The sequence below is a fragment of the Streptomyces hydrogenans genome (assembly GCF_014656075.1).
GTDB classification, from domain to species: Bacteria; Actinomycetota; Actinomycetes; order Streptomycetales; family Streptomycetaceae; genus Streptomyces; species Streptomyces hydrogenans.
This window is the reverse complement of sequence record NZ_BNBS01000107.1, coordinates 1-12913: the sequence shown is the minus strand read 5'-3', so window position 1 is coordinate 12913 and position 12913 is coordinate 1. Positions and strand designations below refer to the sequence as shown.

Below are 12913 nucleotides of genomic sequence, written 5' to 3'. Positions count from 1 at the left end.
ACTACCGGACGGCCAGGCCCCCGCCGGACCGTCGGCTCACCGTCACCATCGCCGTGTTCACGGCGGCCACGACGGCGAACACCACCGCCGCCGTCCCGTGCCCCACCCCCGCGAGCGCCAGCGCCGCACCCCCGAAGACGAGCGCCTTCACCACCAGGACGCCGGCCACGGGGACCCGGAACCGCGCCTTCGGCGCCGCGAACAGCCCCCACACCGTCGCCGCCGCGCCCGGCACCGCCACGGCCAGCGCCACCCGCAGCGCCACCGGGTCGACGGCGCTCCACCCCCACCACGCGAGGAACCCGAGGGCCGCCATCTCCAGTACGAACGCCAGCAGATCGCTGAACACGCCGACCGCACCCTTCACAGCCCCGCCCCTCTCACCGCCGGTTCCCCCCACAGGGCACCGGGACCACACCGGCCCCGCCGGTCCGGGCGGGACGTCGGGATCGTAGTCGCCGTCGCTCGTGCCCCGGTCCACGGCGGGGACCCGGCCGGGTGGGCCGAAGGGACGGTTCGGGTGACTCCGGGCGGATTGGGTCGTTGCACGCGTAAGACGATCACACGGTGAGGACACGGAGGTGGTTTCCGTGAGCGTTCAGCAGGTCACGGCGGTGAGGACCCTGGTGCTCGACAACCCGGAGGACGTACGGGACGCGGCCGCGGCGCTCGCCGGGGGGCGAGCCGTCGCACACGGCTTCGGCAACTTCTACGCGCTGACCTTCCGCCCCGACCCGGAGGCCGTCGCGCGGGTCAACCGGATGAAGGGACGCCCGGCCGGGCAGACCGCGAGCGTGACCACCGTCCCCGAGCGCGTCCCGGCCGCCTTCGACTGGACCCGACTCCCGGACGGGGTGCCCTGGCAGCAGGTGCGGTCCCTGACCGACGAGCTGCTCGGCCTCGGGCCCATCGGCCTGCGCGGGCCGGCGTCCGCGCGGGTCCCGGCCGCGCTCGTCGCCGACGACGCGGGCGGGCCGACCGCCCAGGTCATCGTGCCCGGCACCCGCTGCCCCTCGCGCTCCTTCCTCGGCGCCGCGCTCGGGCTCACCGGCGGCGACTTCCTCGCCGTCACCTCCGTCAACCGCTCGCGCCGTCTCACCGGTCGCGACCACGAGCCCCCGCACTGGCGGGCGGACGGCCTGACCGAGGAGTTCGGCGCCGAGCCCGACGTACGGATCCTCGCCCACGGGGACGAGGCGAAGGCCCGCCGGCGCCATCCCTTCCACCGGCCGACGTCCGTCAGCATCCTGTCCTTCCACCGCGTGGCGGGGCACACCCGCTCCGGCCTGCCCGCGCTCGTCCTGGAACGGCAGGGCTCGCTCTCCGCCGACCACATCCGCGCCGTCGCCGCCAACCACGGCTTCGGGCTGGCCGTGGCCCCGCGGGCCGCCACCCCCCTCACCCCACGGTCCTACCCGCTCGCCTGACCGGCGGGCGCCGCGCCGCCCCAGCCAGGGGGAGACGCCCCGTCCAGCGCGACCTCCGCCCACACCGTCTTGCCCTCCTCCTCGTACCGGACGCCCCACGCGTCCGCGAGCGTCGAGCAGATGTGCAGACCGCGACCGCCCTCGTCGCCCGCCTTCGCGTGCCGCAGGTGCGGGGCGGTCTCGGCGCCGTCGCGGACCTCCAGGGTGAGGGTGGACTCGCCGCGCAGCAGCCGCAGGGTGACGGGCGGGGCGCCGTGCCGCACCGCGTTGGTGACCAGCTCGCTGACGATCAGTTCGACGGTGAGCGGGTCCACCCCGAGGGCCCACTCCCGGACGCGCTCCTCCGCCGCGTGGCGCACCGGCGCCACCGCGGACAGCTCGGCCGGCACGTCCCATTCGGCGATGTCCGTGACCGGGAGACGCAGGGTGCGGGCCACCAGGAGGACCCGTTCGGGCGCGAGCAGGGCCGCCAGGTCGTCGGCCATCGCCTGAGGCCCGCGGTCGGGGGCGGCCAGCGCCGCCGCCACCCGGGCCTGCGAGGGCCCGCCGTCGGCGCGCGCCGAGGAGGCCAGGCAGAGGGTGCTGCCCTCCGGCAGGAGGTGCGAGGAGCAGGCGAACGGCGGGCCCTCGCCGCCCAGCAGCGGGCCCTCCTCCACCAGATCGGCGTCGAGCGAGCCGTCGGGCCGGACGGCGACGCACAGCGAGGCGCCGGCGCGGGCCAGTTCCAGCCGACCGGTCACCGGGTCGTGCACGGCGATCGTGCAGCTCGCGGCGGGCTCGTCGGCGTCGTGCGCGGGCGCCTGCTCCCGGGCGAGACGCTGGGTCACCGCGTGCAGCCTGGCCAGCAGTTCGTGCGGGGACAGGTCGAGCGTCGCCAGGCTGTAGACCGCCGTCCGCAGCCGGCCCATCGTCGCGACCGCGCTCAGCCCCGGCCGTTCCACCTGCCCGACCACCAGCGCCACCCGCGCGCCCGGCAGCGGGATGACGTCGAACCAGGAGCCCGCCCCGGTGCCGCCGGGCCGGTGCCGCTGGGCCACCTCGACGGCGTGCCGGGTCTCGCCCTCGGGCCGCAGCGGCCAGGACTGGAGGGCGGTCATGACGATGTGCTCGCGGGTGAAGCGGAGCGCGTTCTCCAGGCAGGTCGCGGTGTGCGCGGTGATCCCCTCGACGAGCGCGAGGTCGTCCTCGGTGTACGCGTCGGCCCCGGGCACCGGGCGGAAGGCCACGGCGCCGAGGAGCTGCCCCCGGACCGAGAGCGGCGCCACCAGCCGCACCTCCCCGTCCTTCCGCACGAGCTCCGGCCCGTCGGGCAGCCGTTCGCCGAACAGCCCGGGCAGCAGCACCGCGCCGGGCTCCGGCAGCGGCCCGTCGGCGCCGAGGGCCCCGGAGCCGCCCACGGCGGTGCACCGCAGCAGGGGTGACTCGCCCGGGCGGCGCAGCTCCGGCGGCTTGCCGCGCAGCACCGCGTCGGTCAGCGCGACCACCACGGAGCGGGCGAAGCCGGGCACGGTCACCTCGACCAGCTCGCCGGCGGTCCGCTCGACGTCCAGGGTGCGCCCGATCCGCTCGCGGGCCTCGTACAGCAGCCCGAGCCGCTGCTGGGCGCGGATGCGCTCGGTGACGTCCGTGACGGTGGCGACCAGCCCGATCGGCGGCCGGTCCGCGCCCTCCGCTCCCGGCGGGCGCAGCGGGTAGACGGACACCGAGTAGACGCGCTCGCCGCCCGCCTCCACCGGCGGGCGGCCCCGCACGAGGACGTCCCGCATCGGCGGCCCGCCGTCGAGGACCTCGCGGAGCACGTCCTCCTTCACCTCGACGCCGAAGACCCGGTACGCCTCCGTCGCCGGCCTGCCGAGCACGTCCTCGGCCGCCACGCCCCGGGTGGCGAGCACCGCGCCGGTGACCCGGACCAGCCGCAGGTCCCGGTCGAGGACGTGCAGACCGACCGACGCCTGCCGGAACACGGTGTCGAGGACGGCGCGGTCGAGGACGGACGCCGCCACACCGCGTGCGGGGGCCGCCCCCTCCGCGGCGGACGGGGGCGGGACGTCCTCGAACATGTGCACCTGCCTGCGGTCGACACCGGGTCCAGGCCCAGTCTCGCCGCTCCGGGCGGCCTCCGCCTGTCGCGGCGCCGCTCACCGCCGGGAGCGGGTCACCGGGGGAGCAGCAGCAGTCCGGTGCCGAGGGAGCGTTCGCCGGTGGCGTCCGAGGGCCGGTTCACGATGCCTCCGGCGGCCGTCGCGAGGACGCTCGAACCGCCGCCGTCGAGGTTGAGCGCCTCGCGGGCGCCCAGCGCGCGCATCAGGCGGGCGGCGCCGTCGATGCTCAGGCCCTCGCTGACGCCGGGGCGGCGCCCGTCGGCGACGACCAGCAGCAGCCGGCCCTCGGCGTCCCGGCCGATCATGGACCGCGGGTTCGCGCGCACCGTCCAGTCGTAGGTGAAGGACTGGTCGGCGCCCTCGCGGACGACGCCGTCGGCCACCGCGTTCACCGCGACCCGGCCGGCGCGCACCAGCGACGGGCCCACCTGGAGGATCGTCGTGTCGGGTCCGAGCGCCACCTGGCGGCCCGCGCCGTCCCGGACCTTCTCGTCGAAGGTCAGGGTCGCGCCGACCCGGGCGGTGCGCAGCAGCCAGGCGGCGCTGTCGCCGATGGCCTGGAGCGTGGAGCCGCCGGGCGGCACGGCCGCGCCGCGCGTGGAGTGGACGGCCGTCACCCGGCCCCCGGCGTCGAGCACGGCCTCGGCGCCGGCGCCGGTCGGGGGAACTCCCCATTCGGGGGTGAAGCGGACGAGTTCGCCGGGGTCGGTGCACTTGAGGTCGTGCTGGGGGCGCTCCGTCGGCAGGTCGCCGCCGACCCCGCCGCAGTTCCAGACCTCGCCGGGCAGCCGGTTGACCCCGTCGACCTCCGCGGTCTCGCCGCCGGCCGTCACCGTCACCCGGGCGGTGAACGTGTCGACGGCGAGGGAGCGTCCGCCGCCCTCCAGCCGGATGCCGGCCCGTCCCTGGGTCGCGGAGCCGAGGAGCTTCCCGTCCTTCACGTACAGGCCGCCGGGCGCGCTGTTGTAGAACCACTGGCCGTTGATCCCGGCGACGGCGCCGGTGGCGCCGATGAGCTCGGTCAGCTTCTCGGTGCCCTTGAGGGCGGGGCCGTGCTCCGCCTCCAGACGGCCGCCGAAGGCGGCGAGGTCGACCCGGAGGACGTGGACGCGCTGGGGCGCCTCGTCGTCCGTGCCGTCCTGCGCGGTGTAGCGGGTGCGGGCGGTGAAGCCGGCGGCCTTGAGGCGCTCGACGAGGGCCGTGGCCCCGGCCTCGTCCGCGTACCGCCCGGTCCGCACCGTCCAGCCGAGCACGCCCGCCCGCCGGTCCGCGTAGGCCGGCGTGGTCACCTCCTCGACGCGCGGCGTGAAGCCCGCCGTGCGCAGCGCCCCGGCGACCCGCCGGGCGGTCTCGCGCGGACCGAGGGCGAGCGCCGCCCCGGCCAGGGGCCCGTCGGGGAGCCGGGGGAGGTTGACCTGAACGGTCCAGACGTCGTCCGCGTCCCGGTGGCCGTACGTGAGCGAGGTGAGCGTGACGCCCGGTGCCGGAGTGGTGGTGACACGGGTGGCGGCGTGGACCGCGTCACGGGTCGTGACGGCGGGGCCGCCCTGACCGGCGGAGGCGACGGGGACCGAGGCGGTCGACAGGACCGCCACCGCCAGCGGAACGAGCAGGGGCCTGCGCTGCATGGGTGTCCTTCCGGAGTCCGGACATGTCTACGGAACGACGGAACATGCCGTCAGTTACCGGACGGTGAAGGGGAGTTCGACGCCGGAGGCTCAGCCGTGGAAGCTTGGGTTCCCCTCCGGGAGGCCGTACCGGAGGAGGGGGCCGCGCCCCGCTATCCTTCCGGTGTGGAGATCCCCTCATATGACGAAATCCGGGCGTTGCACCGGAAGCACGCCCCCAGCGACGCCGCCTTCGAACTCGTCTTCACCCACTGCGAGATCGTCGCGGCCATCGCCGACCAACTGCTCGCCCGCACGGGACGGGGCGCCGACGCGGACCTGGTCCGCGCCGGCTGCCTGCTCCACGACATCGGCGTCTACCGGCTGTACGACTCCGCCGGCCGCATCGACGGCGCGCACTACGTGACCCACGGCGTCCTCGGACACCGGCTGCTCGCGGAGGAGGGCCTGCCCGAGACCCTCTGCCGCTTCTGCTCCTGCCACACCGGCGTCGGCCTCACCCAGGAGGACGTCCTCGCCCAGGGCCTGCCCATCCCGCCCGCCGACTACGTGCCCGTCACGCCGGAGGAGCGCATGGTCATGTACGCCGACAAGTTCCACAGCAAGAGCACCCCGCCGCGCTTCGTCTCCCCGGACAGCTTCGAGACGCGGATCGGCCGGTTCGGCCAGGAGAAGGTCACCGTCTTCCAGGCCCTGCGCCGCCTGTACGGCGACCCCGAACTCGACGCCCTGGCGTCCGCGTACGGGCACGCGGTGACCTGAGCGGCCGTCCGCCCTCAACCGGTGGCCGCGACGATCGTGGCCACCGTCACCGCGGCCATCGCCGCCCGCATGTTCCGGATCGCCTCCCGCACGCCCTCGCCCGCCCACTGGCCGTCCGCCACCTTCTCCATGCGCGCGGCGACCTCCTTCCGGGGCTCACCGGGGAACGCGAGCCGGTGCAGCTTCGCCCCGTGCACCAGGGCGATCAGCCCGGCCGTCCGCTCGTCCGGCGCGCCGCCGTCCAGCACCACGGCCCGCAGCCGCTCCCGCAGCTCCCCCTCGGCCGAGCCGTCCGCCTCCGGATAGCGCCGGACCGGGAACACTCCCAGGACCCGGCGCCGCTCCTCCACCACCAGGCCCCGCTCGCACAGCCGCGCGAGCGTCGCGGCCGGCGCCTTCGCCTGGTCCTTCGTCAGCCACTCCGTCACCTTCGGCGCCCGGCCCCGCCGCCCCGCCCACTCCGCGAGCAGCGCCAGCCGCCCGTCGAGCAGCGGCTCCCCGGTGGGGCTCGCGTCCGCCACGGCCGCCCGCCCGCCGGTCACCGACACCCGTCCCGCGAGCGCCAGGTCCAGCAGGATCCCGCCCGCGACCGCCCAGGCCGCGGACTGCCGCTCCTTCGCCTCCCCGGACTCGTCGTCCAGCGACAGCAGCATGAGCTCCTCGGCGAGCGTGATCGTCATCGGCGTCCTCTCGGTGGGGCGACCGCAGCATGATCACGCGGCCTCGCCCGGGAGGACGGTCCGACGGCCCGTCCGGTTCCCCCGGACCGTCACGGAACGCGTCCGTCCGGAGCCGGCCGGCGGGCCGTTGTCAGTGGTGCCTGCCACCCTGGGGCCATGGACAGGCAGAGCGAGGGTCCCGGGGACGGGGGGAAGGGCGGCGGCATGGGCGGGGACCGTGACGAGGAGCTGCTGAGGGGCCGGGTCTACGGCCAGGACCACGACGACCCCCGGCCCGGACCGCGCCCCGGGCGCGTCTACGCGGAACTGGTCGGCGGCCCCCTCGACGGACTGCTGCTCGACGTCACCGGATGGACCGGCGAGCAGATACGCGCCGGCGCCGTCCTGGAGACGGAGCTGAGCCGCTACGGATCGGGAGGCAAGGCCCTGTACGGTCCACGGGAAGGCGACCCGGCGCACTTCGACTGGACCGGCGACACCCGCTGAACGGAGACGGCACCCGCCGAGAAGGGGGTGCGGGAGCCGGGAGAGAGGCGGGACTCCTGCCGCCAGTCTCAAGGTATAGCGCAAGGGGGGCCTTGCGGCAAGGCCCCCCTCATGCCGCACAATCGCAGGCCGAACCCCATGACCTGCTGAAATGAGAGATTCATCCACGTGCGCAACCCCCTCCGCGACCGCAGCCCCTTCGAGCTTCCCGACCGTCTCGCCGCCAAGGCCGACCCGGCGCTGATCGCCGACGACGAGAAGCACTTCGCGGCCGTCGCGGAGAGCCTCGACCAGGCCGTCGCCGAACTCTCCGACCGGCTCGACGCCGTGCTCCGCGAACCCGGCGGCGCCGGCCGCGAGGCCATGGAGCGCGACCTGGAGGTCCACCGCCTCTCCGGCCGGCTCCGCGCCCTGCGCCGCTTCGGCCTCGACCTCTGCCTCGGCCGGATCGTCTCCGCCGACGACTCCGAGCCCCTCTACATCGGACGGCTCGGCCTCACCGACAGCGACGGCAACCGGCTGCTCGTCGACTGGCGCTCGCCCGCCGCCGAGCCCTTCTTCGCCGCCACCCACGCTCACCCCATGGGCCTGGCCAGCCGCCGCCGCTACCGCTGGAACGGCGGCCGGATCACCGACTACTGGGACGAGGTCTTCACCGAGGGCGGCCTCGACGCGCACGCGGCCCTCGACGACCAGTCGGCCTTCATCGCCAGCCTCGGCACCAACCGCTCCGAGCGCATGCGCGACGTCCTCTCCACCATCCAGGCCGACCAGGACGCCATCGTCCGCGCCGGCTCCCGGGGCGCCCTCGTCGTCGACGGCGGCCCCGGCACCGGCAAGACCGTCGTCGCCCTCCACCGCGCCGCCTACCTCCTCTACTCCGACCCCCGGCTCGGCCACCGCCGCGGCGGCGTCCTGTTCGTCGGCCCCCACCAGCCCTACCTCGCCTACGTCTCCGACGTGCTGCCCAGCCTCGGCGAGGAGGGCGTGCGCACCTGCACCGTCCGCGACCTCGTCCCCGAAGGGGCCGCGGTCCGCCCCGAGAAGGACCCGGAGGTCGCCCGGCTCAAGTCCTCCGGCGCCCTGGTCCGGGGCATCGAGAAGGCCGTCCGCTTCTACGAGGAGCCGCCGGCCGAGACCACCCGCGTCAGCACCGACTGGGGGGACCTGACCGTCACCCCCGAGGACTGGGCCGAGGTCTTCGACGCGCCCGGCCCCAGCACCCCGCACAACGAGGCCCGCGAACTGATCTGGGAGGAGCTCGTCACCCTCCTCAAGGAGAAGGCGCGCGACGAGGTCCCCGAGATCCTCTTCGAGCGCGCCCTGCGGCACGACCGCGAGCTGGTCGGCACCCTCGACCGCCACTGGCCCATGCTGGAGCCCACCGACCTCGTCGGCGACCTGTGGACCGTCCCCGCCTACCTGCGCCTCTGCGCCCCCTGGCTCGACCGGGACGAGGTCCGCGCCCTCCAGCGGGCCGACGCCCAGGCGTGGACCGAGTCCGACCTGCCGTACCTCGACGCCGCCCGGCAGCGGCTCGGCGACCCCCGGTCCAGCGCCCGCAAGCGCCGCGAGAAGGCGACCCTGGCCGCCCGCAAGGAGCGGATGGCCGGCGTCATCGACAACATCGTGCGGGGCGACGACGACGGCGAGGGCGCCGTCACCATGCTCCTCGGCAAGGACCTCCAGGACAGCCTCGTCGACCAGGGCGGCCTCCCGACCGCCGCCGGCGACCCGCTGGCCGGCCCCTTCGCCCACGTCGTCGTCGACGAGGCCCAGGAACTCACCGACGCCGAATGGCAGATGCTCCTCGCCCGCTGCCCCTCGCGCAGCTTCACCATCGTCGGCGACCGCGCCCAGGCCCGCCACGGCTTCACCGAGACCTGGCGCGAGCGGCTGGAGCGCGTCGGCCTCGACCGCGTCGAGATGGCCTCGCTCGGCATCAACTACCGCACCCCCGAAGAGGTCATGACCGAGGCCGAGCCGGTCATCCGCGCCGCCCTCCCGGACGCCAACGTGCCGACCTCGGTCCGCTCCTCCGGCGTCCCCGTCCACCACGGCGACACCGCCGAGCTCGACGCCCTCCTCGACGCCTGGACCGCCGAGCACGCCGACGGCGTCGCCTGCGTCATCGCCGCCGAGGGACGCCTGCCCGAACTCGGCGACCGCCCCCGGGTCAGGGCCCTCACGCCGAGCCTCTCCAAGGGCCTGGAGTTCGACCTCGTCGTCCTCCTCGACCCGGAGGAGTACGGCGAGGGCATCGAGGGCGCGGTCGACCGCTACGTGGCGATGACCCGCGCCACCCAGCGCCTCGCCGTGCTCACCACCCCCTGACCGGCGGGCCGGACGCTCAGGACGGCAGCCCGCCCCGCGCGATCACCTCCGCGTACCAGCGGGCACTGTCCTTGAGCGTCCGCCGCTGGCTCGCGAAGTCCACGTGCACGATCCCGAACCGCTTGCTGTACCCGAAGGCCCATTCGAAGTTGTCCAGGAGCGACCACAGGAAGTAGCCCCGCACGTCCGCGCCGTCCTCGATCGCCCGGCGCACCGCCGCCAGATGCCCGTGGAGGTACGCGACCCGCTCCGGGTCGCGCACCCGCCCGGACGGGTCCGCGTAGTCGTCGTACGCGGCGCCGTTCTCGGTGATCACCAGCGGGACGCCGGGCAGCTCGTCGCGCAGCCGGGCCAGCAGCTCGTACAGCCCGTCCGCGTCCACCGGCCAGTCCATCGCCGTCCGGGGCCCCGGCGCCGGCAGGAACCGCACGTGCCGCTCGGCGCCCGCCCACGGCGACGGCGACTCCGAGGAGCCCGCCGCGACCACGGTGGGGGAGTAGTAGTTCAGCCCGAGCGAGTCGATCGGCGCCGCGATCGCCGCCAGGTCCCCGTCCCGTACGAACCCCCAGTCCGTCACCCGGGCCGTGTCCGCCACCAGGTCCTCCGGCAGCCGCCCCCGGAACACCGGGTCCAGGAAGATCCGGTTCGCCACCGCGTCGATCCGCCGCGCCGCGTCCCGGTCCTCCGCCGACTCCGTCAGCGCCCGCACCACGTGCAGATTGAGCGTCAGCGACACCTCCGTGCCGGCCGGAAGCGCCTCCCGCAGCGCCCCCACCGCGAGGCCGTGCGCCAGGTTCAGGTGGTGCGCCGCGCGCAGCGCGTCCGCGTCGTTCGTCCTGCCCGGGGCGTGCACGCCGTTGCCGTACCCGAGGAAGGCGGCGCACCACGGCTCGTTCAGCGTGGTCCAGGTCGCGACCCGGTCGCCGAGGCCCGCCGCCGTGAGCGCCGCGTACTCGGCGAACCGCTCGGCCGTCTCGCGGCGCGGCCAGCCGCCCGCGTCCTCCAGCTCCTGCGGCAGGTCCCAGTGGTAGAGCGTGGCCACCGGCCGGATGCCCGCCTCCCGCAGCTCGTCGCAGAGCCGCCGGTAGAAGTCCAGCCCCTTCTGCAGGGCGGGCCCGCGCCCGGTCGGCTGGACCCGCGGCCACGCCACGGAGAACCGGTAGTCCGTCACGCCCAGTTCGCGCATGAGGGCCACGTCCTCGCGGACCCGGTGGTAGTGGTCGGCGGCGATGTCGCCGGTGTCGCCGTTGCGGACCTTGCCCGGCGTCCGGCTGAAGGTGTCCCAGATGGACGGCGTCCGGCCGTCCTCCGTGGCCGCGCCCTCGATCTGGTACGCGGCGGTGGCGGTGCCCCACCGGAAGCCCGCCGGGAAGCGGAGCGTCGCGGAGGACTCGGGGCGTGCGTCGACAGCGGTCATGAGGAGGCAACTCCAGGAAGAGGGAGGAAGGGAGGAGGGGGCGGGGCTCAGCCCTTGACCGCGCCCTGCATGATGCCGCCGACGATCTGGCGGCCGAGCAGGCCGAAGACCAGCAGCACGGGCAGCGTGCCCAGCAGGGTGCCCGCCATGATCACGGACTGGTCGTGGACGTAGCCGCCGCCGAGCTGACGGAGCGCCACCTGGACGGTCGGCTCCTGCGAGGAGAGCGCCACGATCGGCCAGAAGAAGTCGTTCCAGGCGGCCATGAAGGTGAGCAGGCCGAGCACGGCCATGCCGGGGCGGGCGATCGGCACCACGATCGACCAGAAGATCCGGGCCGTGGAGGCGCCGTCCACCCGGGCCGCCTCGATCAGCTCGTCGGGCAGCGACTGCACCAGGTACTGGCGCATGAAGAAGACGCCGAAGGCGGAGACCAGGCCGGGCAGGATCACCGACTGGAGCTGGTTCACCCACTGGAGTTCGGCGATCAGCATGAAGAGGGGGATCACGCCGAGCTGCGGCGGGATCATCATCGTCCCGACCGTGATCGCGAGCAGCGCGCCCCGGCCGCGGAAGCGGAGCTTGGCGAAGGCGAAGCCGGCGAGGGTGCAGCACAGGACCGTGCCGACGGTGATCGAGCCGGACACGATCAGCGAGTTGAGCAGCGCCTTGCCGATGTCCGCCTCGGCGAGGACCGCCTCGAAGTTGCGGATGAGGTGCGGCCCGGGCACCAGGGAGGGCGGCACCTGGGCGAGGTCGGCGTTGGTGCGGCTGGCCGCGACGATCGTCCAGTAGAACGGGAAGGCCGAGACGAGCACCGCCAGGATCAGCACGGCGTACGCGAGCGGGCCGGCCTTCAGGGTCCGTCCGGCGCCCGACCGGCGGCGGCGGGCGGCGGGCCGCCGGGGGGCGGGGGCGACCCGGTCGGGCGGGACGGCGAGCGCGGTCATCGGCCGGCCTCCTTGCGGGAACGGCGGCGCGCGATCAGGGCGTTGGCCCCGACCAGCACCAGGATCAGCAGGAACATCACCCAGGCGATCGCGGCGGCCCGGCCCAGGTGGAAGAAGCCCCAGCCCTGCTCGTACATGTACAGGCCGAGGGTCTGGTACTGGTGCGAGATGCCGCCCGACATGGAGCCCTCGAAGAGCAGCGGCTCGCCGAAGAGCTGGGTCGCGCCGATCGTCGAGACCACGACGGTGAAGAGGATCGTGGGACGCAGTCCCGGCAGCGTCACGTGGAAGAACTGCCGCCAGCGCGAGGCGCCGTCCATCTCGGCCGCCTCGTACAGCTCGGACGGGATGGACTGCATGCCGGCGAGGTAGATGAGCGCGTTGTAGCCGGTCCACCGCCAGACCACGATCGTGGAGACCGCGATCTGGGAGGTGAGGGTGCCCGACTGCCAGTCGATCGGCCCGACGCCGACGAGCCCGAGGACGTAGTTGAAGAGCCCGAAGTCGCGGCCGAAGAGCTGGGCGAAGACGAGGGTCGCGGCGGCGACGGAGGTGGCGTACGGCAGCAGCATCGCCGTCCGCAGGAAGGTCCGGCCGCGCAGCCGGTGATTGAGGAGATGGGCCAGGGCCAGCGCCATCACCAGCTGCGGCACGGTCGACAGGACGCCGATGGTGAAGGTGTTGCGCAGCGCGGTCCAGAAGAACTCGTCGCCGAGCAGGGCGGTGTAGTTGCCGAGCCCGCGCCACTCCATCGAGCCGGGGTCCTGGAGCTCGACCCGGTGCAGGGAGACGTACGCGGTGTAGATCAGCGGGAAGAGCCCGAAGGCGGCGAAGAGGGTGAAGAACGGGGCGACGTACGTGTACGGCGACACCGCGCGCCAGATCCGCCGGAGGGCGGGCGTACGGGGCGCGGTGACGGCTTTCGCCGGTGCGGTGAGGGTCACGGTGCGGCCCTTCGGGAGGTGGTCACGGGGGAGGGGAGCGGGAAGGGGGTAGGGGGCGGGAGCCGGAGGTCGGGGTCGGGGTCTGGGCCTGGGTAGAGGCCGGAGTCGGAGTCAGGAAGGGGGAGGGCCGGGGCGGGGGGAGCCGCCCCGGCCGGGCCGGGGGGCCGGCCCCCGGGGGGGGCG

The 12913-nt window shown here is 75.0% G+C and carries 11 protein-coding genes; 4 read left to right on the top strand and 7 right to left on the bottom strand.

What is annotated here, in order from left to right; translation table 11 throughout:
* Position 1 precedes the first annotated feature (1 nt).
* Entirely contained in the window at positions 2 to 349 is a 348-nt protein-coding gene (locus tag IE321_RS31905) for a YrdB family protein (protein ID WP_226652967.1), read from the bottom strand.
* 241 nt (positions 350 to 590) lie between these two features.
* Between IE321_RS31905 and IE321_RS31900 the strand changes: the two genes are divergently transcribed.
* Positions 591 to 1427, top strand: coding sequence for a hypothetical protein (locus IE321_RS31900; RefSeq protein WP_190225442.1), 837 nt, complete (start codon positions 591 to 593; stop codon positions 1425 to 1427).
* Here the strand turns inward: IE321_RS31900 and IE321_RS31895 are convergent.
* Both IE321_RS31895 and IE321_RS31890 read right to left on the bottom strand, forming a co-directional pair.
* A complete protein-coding gene (locus IE321_RS31895) occupies positions 1412 to 3487 on the bottom strand; it encodes a SpoIIE family protein phosphatase (RefSeq protein ID WP_190225441.1) in 2076 nt (691 codons plus the stop codon). The genes IE321_RS31900 and IE321_RS31895 overlap by 16 nt on opposite strands.
* 95 nt (positions 3488 to 3582) lie before the next feature.
* Positions 3583 to 5157 (bottom strand): phosphodiester glycosidase family protein, encoded by a 1575-nt coding sequence (locus IE321_RS31890; RefSeq protein WP_190225440.1) that lies wholly within the window; start codon positions 5155 to 5157, stop codon positions 3583 to 3585.
* A 165-nt stretch (positions 5158 to 5322) separates the two neighbouring features.
* On the opposite strand from IE321_RS31890, the gene IE321_RS31885 reads away from it, so the two are divergent.
* Complete coding sequence (locus IE321_RS31885) at positions 5323 to 5919, top strand: HD domain-containing protein (protein WP_043226446.1); 597 nt, start codon at positions 5323 to 5325, stop codon at positions 5917 to 5919.
* Positions 5920 to 5933: 14 nt separating this feature from the next.
* Here IE321_RS31885 and IE321_RS31880 read toward each other — a convergent pair whose 3' ends face one another.
* Positions 5934 to 6599 (bottom strand): GOLPH3/VPS74 family protein, encoded by a 666-nt coding sequence (locus IE321_RS31880; protein ID WP_190225439.1) that lies wholly within the window; start codon positions 6597 to 6599, stop codon positions 5934 to 5936.
* 204 nt (positions 6600 to 6803) lie between these two features.
* Here IE321_RS31880 and IE321_RS31875 point away from each other — a divergent pair, with 204 nt between their 5' ends.
* Together IE321_RS31875 and helR are read left to right on the top strand one after the other, a co-directional pair.
* On the top strand, positions 6804 to 7085 hold the full coding sequence (locus IE321_RS31875) for a hypothetical protein (protein WP_043226444.1): 282 nt from the start codon (positions 6804 to 6806) through the stop codon (positions 7083 to 7085).
* A 168-nt stretch (positions 7086 to 7253) separates the two neighbouring features.
* Positions 7254 to 9419 carry an RNA polymerase recycling motor ATPase HelR gene (gene helR / locus IE321_RS31870; RefSeq protein WP_043226442.1) on the top strand — a complete coding sequence of 722 codons (2166 nt, stop codon included), beginning with the start codon at positions 7254 to 7256 and terminating at the stop codon, positions 9417 to 9419.
* Positions 9420 to 9435: 16 nt separating this feature from the next.
* Here helR and IE321_RS31865 read toward each other — a convergent pair whose 3' ends face one another.
* Genes IE321_RS31865 through IE321_RS31855 form a run of 3 tightly spaced genes read right to left on the bottom strand, consistent with a single transcriptional unit; the run spans position 9436 to position 12730 of the window.
* Entirely contained in the window at positions 9436 to 10836 is a 1401-nt protein-coding gene (locus IE321_RS31865) for a GH1 family beta-glucosidase (RefSeq protein ID WP_043226441.1), read from the bottom strand.
* Positions 10837 to 10883: 47 nt separating this feature from the next.
* A complete protein-coding gene (locus tag IE321_RS31860) occupies positions 10884 to 11786 on the bottom strand; it encodes a carbohydrate ABC transporter permease (protein WP_190225438.1) in 903 nt (300 codons plus the stop codon).
* Positions 11783 to 12730, bottom strand: a complete 948-nt coding sequence (locus tag IE321_RS31855; RefSeq protein ID WP_043232813.1) for a carbohydrate ABC transporter permease — start codon at positions 12728 to 12730, stop codon at positions 11783 to 11785. The genes IE321_RS31860 and IE321_RS31855 overlap by 4 nt, the downstream gene beginning before the upstream one ends.
* Between the last annotated feature and the right edge of the window lie 183 nt (positions 12731 to 12913).

Bases quoted from the DNA above. Each gene is read 5' to 3' on its own strand.
- IE321_RS31895 (WP_190225441.1), bottom strand. From the start codon at position 3,487: ATGTTCGAGGACGTCCCGCCCCCGTCCGCCGCGGAGGGGGCGGCCCCC.
- IE321_RS31890 (WP_190225440.1), bottom strand. From the start codon at position 5,157: ATGCAGCGCAGGCCCCTGCTCGTTCCGCTGGCGGTGGCGGTCCTGTCG.
- IE321_RS31880 (WP_190225439.1), bottom strand. From the start codon at position 6,599: ATGACGATCACGCTCGCCGAGGAGCTCATGCTGCTGTCGCTGGACGAC.
- IE321_RS31875 (WP_043226444.1), top strand. From the start codon at position 6,804: ATGGGCGGGGACCGTGACGAGGAGCTGCTGAGGGGCCGGGTCTACGGC.
- IE321_RS31865 (WP_043226441.1), bottom strand. From the start codon at position 10,836: ATGACCGCTGTCGACGCACGCCCCGAGTCCTCCGCGACGCTCCGCTTC.
- IE321_RS31860 (WP_190225438.1), bottom strand. From the start codon at position 11,786: ATGACCGCGCTCGCCGTCCCGCCCGACCGGGTCGCCCCCGCCCCCCGG.